Genomic DNA, 9141 nt, shown 5'->3' with positions numbered 1-9141 from the left:
CCATTGCGGAAGATTCCCTACTGCTGCCTCCCGTAGGAGTCTGGGCCGTGTCTCAGTCCCAGTGTGGCCGATCACCCTCTCAGGTCGGCTACGCATCGTCGCCTTGGTGAGCCGTTACCTCACCAACCAGCTAATGCGCCGCAGGCCCATCCCCAAGTGACAGATTGCTCCGTCTTTCCAGTTTTCTTCAGGCGAAGAAAACAATTATTCGGTATTAGCTACCGTTTCCGGTAGTTGTCCCAAACTTGAGGGCAGGTTGCCTACGTGTTACTCACCCGTCCGCCGCTAACCATCAGAGAAGCAAGCTTCTCTTCAAGTCCGCTCGACTTGCATGTATTAGGCATGCCGCCAGCGTTCGTCCTGAGCCAGGATCAAACTCTCCAATAAAGTATTGAAAAGAGCGATAAGCTCATTTTGAATCTGACGAGATTAAAAATCTCATTTGTGCTCCAGCCGATTCAAGCCAAGGCTTGTCTCAAACTTTCGCGTTCATTCTGCAAGCAGAATGTTTACTCACTCGTTGTTCAGTTTTCAAAGATCAAACTTGTTTCGTTACCGAATGTTGTTCTCTTCAGCAACTCTTATATAATATCATGTCCGAACCAACTTTGCAAGCTCTTTTTTTAAGTTTCTTTCGAAGCTTATTTCAATCGCTTGCCGCACCGTGTAAACCGTGTTTTCTTGGCCGGATTAATAATATATCACGTATAGATATTAATTACAATACTTAATTTAATAAAATTCATTTACTACAAATCAACTACTCTTACTGTGTTGCTCTCCTCTATCCCAGTGTAAAGTTTATTATAGCTTAAATGACATTCTTTCCATTCATACATCGCAATACATGTCTAATTGATTTTAAACTTATTAGCCTACATCTCTTCTCTTATATTTTAGCTTCATTAATATTCTCAATTTAGGTTGTCCTTTTATCAAGGTCATGCAAGATTACTGGGGGCACTGTAAGTTACCACGAGTATAAGTAGAGGTATTATAAAAGATAAACAAAGAAAGTGATGCACGCATATAACTATACGTGAACCACTTTCTTGTGTGTTATTACATTATATATAGAAGGAAGCTCTTAATGTTGTGCCTGTGCTGATGCTGGAGGCGTCATCGTCATTTGTCCATTACCTGCTTTTTGCATTCCAACTCGCAGCAATGTAATTCCCCACGTAATAATCGAGATCAATAGAAGATGAACCATGTATCCCCCAACTGCTTCTCCACTATAGATCAAACGCATAAATCCCTGTACCCCATTGGAAGCGGGCAGAAAGTTTCCGATATAACGGTAGAATGGCGCCAGCATCTCGGCTGGAATTATATTTCCTGCTGTCATCAACTGGAGCGGAACCATCGCTACATTAAATAGAGGACCTGCATTGCCAAACAGGGCAAAACTCATTTGTGTAAAACAGATACAAGCCAGACTCACCAGCACATGATACAGATACAAAGCGCCGAAGGAGCTCGCAACATCCGTGAACTGAAGAGCTACTGTATCCACAATCAGAGGAACGATCACAGCTATACACAATAACAGCAATTGCCGTCCCCAGAAGATTTCCCATTTGGAGTGGTTACGTTTCATAATATTCGATGTAATATTAAACTGAATGTTCATAGTCATCGAAGCAATGTAGGTGATAAAACCCAGAATCATGGGCAGCATTGATGTTGCAAAATCACTCACGCTGTTCGTTTTATTAATTTCAGCCTTCACAGGCCCTTCATTCATCTTTGCCATCGCTTGTCCAATGGCTACACTCAGTTCATCACTGTTTATACTATTATTATTGAGTGTCACTTGAACCTTGGATTCCAGAATCCCTTGTCCCATTTGTGCAGTCATTCCAGTCGCCGCGTGTTCCACAATGGATTTGGCTACATCGGCATTTCCCTGATTGATATAAAAGGACAAGCTTGCCTCTGTGCCTCCTGCAATCTGGTCAGTGAATCCTTCCGGAATAATAATAACCATCGCATAGTTACCTGCATTCATCTGTTGCTCAGCTTCCTCGGCAGATCCCAGAACATTGACATGGAAAGGCGCGAGCGTTTCAATCTGCTTCTGCACCTCTGTTCCCTGTGTCCCGTCTTCGTTCACCAGAGCAACTTGAAGTTGATCCACTCTCTCCGTGGCTTGATGATAACCCGTCATCCAGATCACAACAAATAACAGCGGAACAATCAATGCAAAAACCAATCCTATTTTTGTCTGTGGCACTTTAAGAAAATCTTTGAAGCTTCTCATTCGTTCACGACTCCCATTAGTTAAAATCAAAATAATTGCACTACATATATATGCACATGCACATAATTGCTCAAAAAAATTTATTTCATCTTTTCATAGATACGATTCATCACATTCATGAATGCTTCAAGCTCTTCAGGAGAACATTCGGCGAGTGCCTCTTGCTCTTGCTGTTTTGCCTTTGGTGTCAGAACGTTATTCATTTCCAGTCCTTCCGCCGTCAAACAAAGCAAAACCGCTCTGCGGTCCTGTGGATCTTCTTCTCTTGTCACCAGACCTTTGCGAATCAACTTGTCTATAATTTTGCCTACCGTTGTCTGGTCCCGCACTGTTAATTCAGCCAGTTTTTTCTGTGATATATGACTTCCAGCCTTGCTCAATTCATTCAAGACTGCAAATTGTTCCGGAGTAATATCCTGTTCACTCAGATTTCTGGTTGTTGTTTTTTTGTATGCCAGATACGTCCGTGACAGAATCAGTCCAAGTGGATTTTCATCCATATTAACAGGCATGCTGTTGCTCCTTTCTCTATATAGTAGCACTACCATATAATTTGCGTAAGCTCTATATTATTACCATATTTACATTACTGTCAATTTAATTTTTTATCTTTTCAAGCAAAAAGAGACCCACCCGTTAGTCAGGCAGCTCTCTCCTCTGGCATCGTCAAGCCATACTTACTCGGGCTTGCCACTTGAAGTTTCGGTATCGTCCTTCTTCTTAGTGCCTTTACTTTTATAAGGCTTCGGTGCACTTTTCGCCCGGTTAGCAGCGGCTTGCCAACGGTTCCAGCCTTTTTTACCTGTACCACGGCCGGTGCCGCCTTTTCCTTTTGCATTGCTCATGTTATCACTCCAATAATCCTGTATATGCTTAAAAATGACCGTCCTCGGTAACTTATTATGCAACCCAGCCCATCTAATTCACTTCCAGCATTTCTTATTATACCAAAAATCCACGTCTTTACGTCCATTTCCATAAATCATTGTATTGTTATTCTGTTATGAAAGCGGTATAGTGGACATAATTGAAAGAGGATGCTGCGTCTTCTTCGGGATTGTTACTGGTAAGCAGGCGATACCCAAACCAAGGCTGTCTATTAAGCCTTAGTTTGGGTTTTTTGTTTTTATTACGACCAATTGAGGTGAAACACATATATGATCATCCGTCAGATTTTTAACAACAATGTCATCCGGGCTGAGAACCAGGTTGGTCACGAATTTGTTGTCATTGGCAACGGTCTTGGCTTCAAAAAGAAAAACGGGCAGCCCGTGGATGAGGATAAAATCGAAAAAACCTTTGTGCTGAAATCGGATAAAATACCACAAAAATTAATCGATCTGATTGGGGAAACATCGGTCGAATATTTGAAGTTAGCGGACGAAATTGTGGGCCATGCCAAAAAGGAAATGGGCGATATTTTTAGTGATAATATCTATATATCATTGATCGATCATATTCAGTTTGCCATTACCCGGTACCGTAAATCCGTCGGGCTGAAGAATTCCCTTTTGTGGCAGATCAAGAAGTTTTACAAGAAGGAGTTTGGGATTGGCATGAACGCTGTGGAGCTGATCCAGGAACAATTCGGCATCCAAATGGATGAACATGAGGCCAGCTTTATTGCGATGCATTTTGTAAACGCTCGTCAAGATGCTCAAGGCATGAAACAAACCGTTGAAATTACTGAAGTTATTGATGATATCTTCAACATTGTGACCAACCATTACCACATCGCCCTGGATGAGAATTCATTTAATTATTCACGGTTTATTACCCATCTTCAATATTTTGTGCAAAGAATGTTGAGTAATGAACAGGAGCAATTTGCTTCAGGAGACAACTTTCTGTATGAACAGGTGAAGGACAAATACAGCAAGGCTTTTCAGTGCACACAGCGGATCAATCAGTACCTTGAAGACAAGTTTGAAAGTGCCATGTCCATTGATGAAAAGGTGTATTTGACGATCCATATTCAACGTGTCACTTCTCGTAACGAGCTACTCGATACAGAATAAAAAAAAGCTTGCAAACGATTTCGGCGTCATATATAGTAGGTCTCACAACTTAACGACAAGGATTGTTACTGCTCAAGCAGGCGATACCTAAATGACTGGCAACAGGTCATCTTTCCGATGATCATAGCCATTCGTTTAGGTATTTTTTTGTTTTCAGGCAATCTTAACAACAAAGGAGAATGAACATGGATCATAAAAAAATGGGGGATGACATCGTTCGTCTCGTCGGCGGAGAAGCCAATATCAACGGTCTTGTCCACTGTGCGACCCGGCTGAGATTCGACCTGAAAGATTCGAAAAAGGCCGCACGCGAAACGCTTGAAAAACACGATGGTATTATTACCGTTGTTGAAAGCGGCGGCCAGTTCCAGGTGGTCATCGGTAGTAACGTGGCTCATGTATATGCGGAGATTATGAAAAACCGGGATTTCGGAGGAGATTCCTCCTCATCGGCTGAATCCTCAGGGGAAAAAACCTCGCTATTATCCAAAGTTTTTGAAATTATATCCGGAAGTTTCTCGCCGTTAATCCCAGCTATGGCAGGATCAGGTATGTTAAAAGCTTTGCTGACTGTCCTGACCATGCTCGGATGGATGTCGGATACAAGTGACACATACTTAATTTTATCCGCTGCCGGCAACGCTGTATTTTATTTCTTGCCCATCTTCCTTGGGATTACACTGGGTATGAAGCTGAAAGCCAATCCTTATGTAGCTGGCGTAATTGGTGCCGCTCTGATGGAACCGAGCTTCACCGGGCTGATGGATAAGGGTTCAGATGTATCGTTCCTGGGCATACCGGTTGTCATGATGAATTATTCAGCCAGCGTATTCCCAATCTTCATATCCATTAGTATCTACGCTGTTCTCGATAAATTACTCAAGAAAATCATTTTGAAAGACCTGCAATTGTTCCTTGTACCAATGATTGCTTTGATGATTATGGTTCCTCTGTCCGCAATGGCCTTTGGGCCATTTGGCACCACAGTAGGTGACTGGATCTCTTCCGGCGTAACTTGGCTCATTGGTGTCAGCGGTATATTATCAGGGGTTGTACTGGGTGGTTTCATGACCTTCATGGTTGTGTTCGGACTCCACTGGGGCTTCACTCCAATCACGATACAGAATATCGGGGTTGGCGGCGATCCGATTGAAGCCATGGCTGCTGCAGCTGTATTTGCACAAATCGGTGTAGCCTTCGGTATTTTCCTGAAAGCCAAAAAGAACAAAACCCTGCGCACTCTTGCTGGCTCAACCAGCCTTACCGGTTTACTTGCAGGAGTCACTGAACCAATCGTATACGGTTTGATCCTGCGTTATAAACGCGTGATTCCTATCGTGGTTATCGCAGGTGCGATCGGCGGTGCCATCAATGGTCACTTTGGTGTTAAAATGACTGCTTATGTGTTCCACAATATATTTGCCATTCCAGTCTATACACCAACGGTTGTCTACGTGATTGCGATTGCCTGCTCCTTTGCGGTAGCCGCTGTATTAACCGTAATGTTTGGTTACGAAAGCAAAACCAAAGATACAGATTCCGTTAAAAACGAATCCGTCTCCAACACATCGGCTGAAGGTACCCCGGTAGAGCTTCCTGTCGTACCTGAGTCCAAAACAACAGAAATCAAGAAAGAACAAATTTATAGCCCGCTCACAGGTAAAGCCGTAGCACTGAGTACAATTAACGACCCAGCCTTTTCAACTGGTGCTATGGGCAAAGGTTTGGCGATTGTCCCTGAGATTGGTGAAGTTGTCGCTCCGGTAGACGGTGTTATCACTTCCCTCTTCCCGACAGGACATGCCATTGGATTAACAACCAACGCAGGAACGGAAATCCTGATTCATGTTGGCATCAACACAGTAGCGCTAAAGGGAAAACACTTCTCTCCTGTCGTTCAGGAAGGTGATATCGTAAGACAGGGCGATCTGTTGATCCAGTTTGACATCGATAAGATCAAGGAAGCCGGATACGAAACCGTAACACCTGTCATTGTCACTCTAACGCAGCAGGAAGTGGATGTGTTCGAAACAACTCAGGAACAGGTACAGAAAAATGATGTCCTGCTGACTCTCGTAGTCTGACCCAACTTATATTATACGAATTCAATTTAGGAGGAACTAACCATGAAACATACTCAACTGAAACCATTTCCTAAAGATTTTTTCTGGGGAGGTTCAACCTCTGCCTATCAGATTGAGGGAGCCTGGAATGAAGATGGTAAAGGCCCTTCTGTCATCGACATGGGGAATCATGTGGAAGGCGTAACCGACTTCAAGGTAACCAGTGATCATTATCATATGTACAAAGAAGATGTGGCGTTGCTCGCCGAAATGGGCTTCAAAGCCTACCGCTTCTCCATCGCATGGACACGCATCTATCCGCAAGGAGCAGGTGAAGTGAATCCGAAAGGCCTCGCCTTTTACGATTCCCTCATTAATGAGTTAATTAAATACGGTATTGAACCCATTGTGACCATGTATCATTTCGATCTTCCTTATGCGCTTGAAGAAAAAGGCGGCTGGTCCAAGCGAGCAACGATTGATGCTTTTGAACAATATGCCAAGACTCTTTATGAGAACTACGGAGATCGGGTTAAATATTGGCTGACCATCAACGAACAAAATATGCTAATCCTGCATCCTGGCTCTCTGGGTACACTGGATACAACACTTGTTGATCCGCAAAAAACACTGTATCAGCAAAATCACCATATGCTGGTTGCTCAAGCAAAAGCCATGGTCCTGTGTCATGAAATGCTACCTGAAGCCAAGATTGGCCCAGCTCCCAATATCGGTGTAATTTACCCGGCGAGTTCCAAACCAGAAGACACACTCGCGGCTGATAACTATGCTGCCATTCGTAACTGGCTCTATCTCGATATGGCGGTATATGGACGTTATAACCATATTGCCTGGAGTTATCTCGAAGAGAAAGGATATACGCCTGTCATTGAAGACGGAGATATGGACATCCTGGCTCAAGGAAACCCTGACTTTATTGCGTTTAACTATTATACTTCCCAAACGGTTGGTGAAAGCCTGAACGATGGTAATGACTTCTCCCATACAGGAGACCAGCATGAAATCGTAGGTGAACCGGGCGCATATAGAGGATCTGTGAATCCCAATCTGCAAAAAACGGAGTTTGGCTGGGAAATTGATCCCGTGGGCTTCCGCTCTACCCTGCGCCAGATCTACTCCCGTTATCACCTGCCATTGATTGTTACGGAAAATGGTCTGGGTGCCTTTGATAAACTGGAGGAAGGCGACGTGGTTAACGATCCATATCGTATTGAATTCTTCAATAAACATATCGAACAGATTCAACTGGCGATTACGGACGGCGTGGATGTATTTGGCTTCTGCCCTTGGTCTGCGATCGATCTGGTCAGCACACATCAAGGGTCAAGCAAACGTTATGGATTCATCTATGTGGATCGTGAGGAATTCGATATCAAGGAATTGAGACGTATCCGCAAACAGAGTTTCCACTGGTATCAAAAACTAATTGAAACGAATGGAGAAGTCCGTTAATACCGTACTATTAAAAAAGTCGACTGCACATGAAACATGTGTAGTCGACTTTTTTGGTGTTGATGCATTGATATGGAAGCTTTATTTTCCAATTATAAAATTACATTTCAGGCTTCGGTTGTTTCACCGTTTTGACCCCTCTGAGTACCCGTAGGGATAACAGGAAACAGATCGCCAGAACGGCAGCTGCCGAAACGTAAGGATAGTTAATATTCACATCGAACAATGCTCCAGCTACGATTGGACCTGCGATATTCCCCAAACTGGTATACGCCGAGTTCAGTCCGGCCACAAAGCCCTGTTGTTCTTGGGCCAGTTTGGACATCTGTGTACTGATCGCCGGACGTAAAATGTCCATACCCAGGAACACGATAAATGTTACGACAAGAATGAGCCAGTACGTATGCACAAACAAGGTCAACAGTACAAATACCGCTACAAACAACAGACAGACCGAAATGACCATCTTTTCACCAAACCGATTGAGCAACCAACCGATCAGGGATACTTGTACAACCGCACCCGCGATGGAACCAAATGTAATAATAAATGCAATGTCTTTCGTCGTGAAACCAAACTTATGATCCACAAACAGTGAAAATACCGTCTCATAGTTCGCCAAACCAAATGCCATAACAAACACGATGATCAAGCTGAAAAAGTATGGTTCACGGTACGAATTCAGCAATTGGGATACCATACCCGGAGCTTTGACCTTCGTTAAGCCAGGGATCGGTTTACTTTGTTCTCCTGTGCTTCGTGCAGATTCCGGCAAAATAATCAATGTAATGATGGATGCCAGCAAACCGGCAACCCCAGCGGCGTAGAACGGAATTCGAATGCCAAAGTCCGCAATGTACCCACCAATTCCCGGACCGATGATAAACCCAGTTGTAATGGCTGCATTAATCAAGCCCATACCTTTGCCGCGTTCTTCCTCTGTCGTAATATCCGCGGTGTATGCCATAACTGCAGGGAAGATCATCGCGGCTCCAATACCACCAAGCATCCGGGCTGCGAAGAGCAGCACTGGTGCATTGACCGCACCAAACATAAACTCGGATACGGCAAAGATCAGCATACCGCCGACTATAATTTTTTTACGTCCCCATGTATCCGACCATCGACCCGCAAGTGGGGAGAACAGAAACTGGGTGAAGGAGAACGCGGCTACCAACAAACCAACCGTGAATCCGGTGATGTGCAGTAGATCCATATACGCAGGCATGATCGGCACAACCAGACCAATACCTGTAAAAACGAGAAAAATATTAAACATTAACAGCAACAATGCGCCCCTGTTCCGTGTTAGTAATGCCATGAT

Annotated in this window: 7 protein-coding genes and 1 rRNA gene; 3 read left to right on the top strand and 5 right to left on the bottom strand. The window is 43.9% G+C overall.

All coding sequences use genetic code 11. The annotated features are described in order from the left end of the window. The 4 genes from PAEAM_RS01775 to PAEAM_RS01760 all read right to left on the bottom strand — a co-directional run. Nucleotides 1-387, bottom strand: a 16S ribosomal RNA gene (locus tag PAEAM_RS01775); the annotation flags it as partial. 700 nt (nt 388-1087) lie between these two features. After that, nucleotides 1088-2263 carry a YhgE/Pip domain-containing protein gene (locus PAEAM_RS01770; protein WP_100526415.1) on the bottom strand — a complete coding sequence of 392 codons (1176 nt, stop codon included), beginning with the start codon at nt 2261-2263 and terminating at the stop codon, nt 1088-1090. Between the two features lie 80 nt (nt 2264-2343). Continuing rightward, complete coding sequence (locus tag PAEAM_RS01765; RefSeq protein ID WP_036605963.1) at nt 2344-2775, bottom strand: MarR family winged helix-turn-helix transcriptional regulator; 432 nt, start codon at nt 2773-2775, stop codon at nt 2344-2346. Nucleotides 2776-2940: 165 nt separating this feature from the next. Further along, on the bottom strand, nt 2941-3108 hold the full coding sequence (locus tag PAEAM_RS01760; RefSeq protein ID WP_074093608.1) for a DUF3934 family protein: 168 nt from the start codon (nt 3106-3108) through the stop codon (nt 2941-2943). A 312-nt stretch (nt 3109-3420) separates the two neighbouring features. On the opposite strand from PAEAM_RS01760, the gene licT reads away from it, so the two are divergent. The 3 genes from licT (at nt 3421) to PAEAM_RS01745 (ending at nt 7817) form a co-directional block, all read left to right on the top strand. After that, on the top strand, nt 3421-4281 hold the full coding sequence (licT, locus tag PAEAM_RS01755; RefSeq protein WP_100526414.1) for a BglG family transcription antiterminator LicT: 861 nt from the start codon (nt 3421-3423) through the stop codon (nt 4279-4281). Between the two features lie 185 nt (nt 4282-4466). Beyond that, a complete protein-coding gene (locus PAEAM_RS01750; RefSeq protein ID WP_100526413.1) occupies nt 4467-6365 on the top strand; it encodes a beta-glucoside-specific PTS transporter subunit IIABC in 1899 nt (632 codons plus the stop codon). Nucleotides 6366-6407: 42 nt separating this feature from the next. Then, nucleotides 6408-7817 carry a glycoside hydrolase family 1 protein gene (locus tag PAEAM_RS01745; protein ID WP_100526412.1) on the top strand — a complete coding sequence of 470 codons (1410 nt, stop codon included), beginning with the start codon at nt 6408-6410 and terminating at the stop codon, nt 7815-7817. A 100-nt stretch (nt 7818-7917) separates the two neighbouring features. Here the strand turns inward: PAEAM_RS01745 and PAEAM_RS01740 are convergent, their stop codons facing one another. Next, nucleotides 7918-9138: an MFS transporter gene (locus PAEAM_RS01740; RefSeq protein WP_100526411.1), complete on the bottom strand. Its 1221-nt coding sequence runs from the start codon at nt 9136-9138 to the stop codon at nt 7918-7920. Between the last annotated feature and the right edge of the window lie 3 nt (nt 9139-9141).

It is taken from the genome of Paenibacillus sp. GM1FR, from assembly GCF_002803315.1.
Taxonomy (GTDB): Bacteria; Bacillota; Bacilli; order Paenibacillales; family Paenibacillaceae; genus Paenibacillus; species Paenibacillus amylolyticus.
Note: the sequence above shows the minus strand (reverse complement) of the source record. Positions and strands in the feature narration are given on the sequence as shown.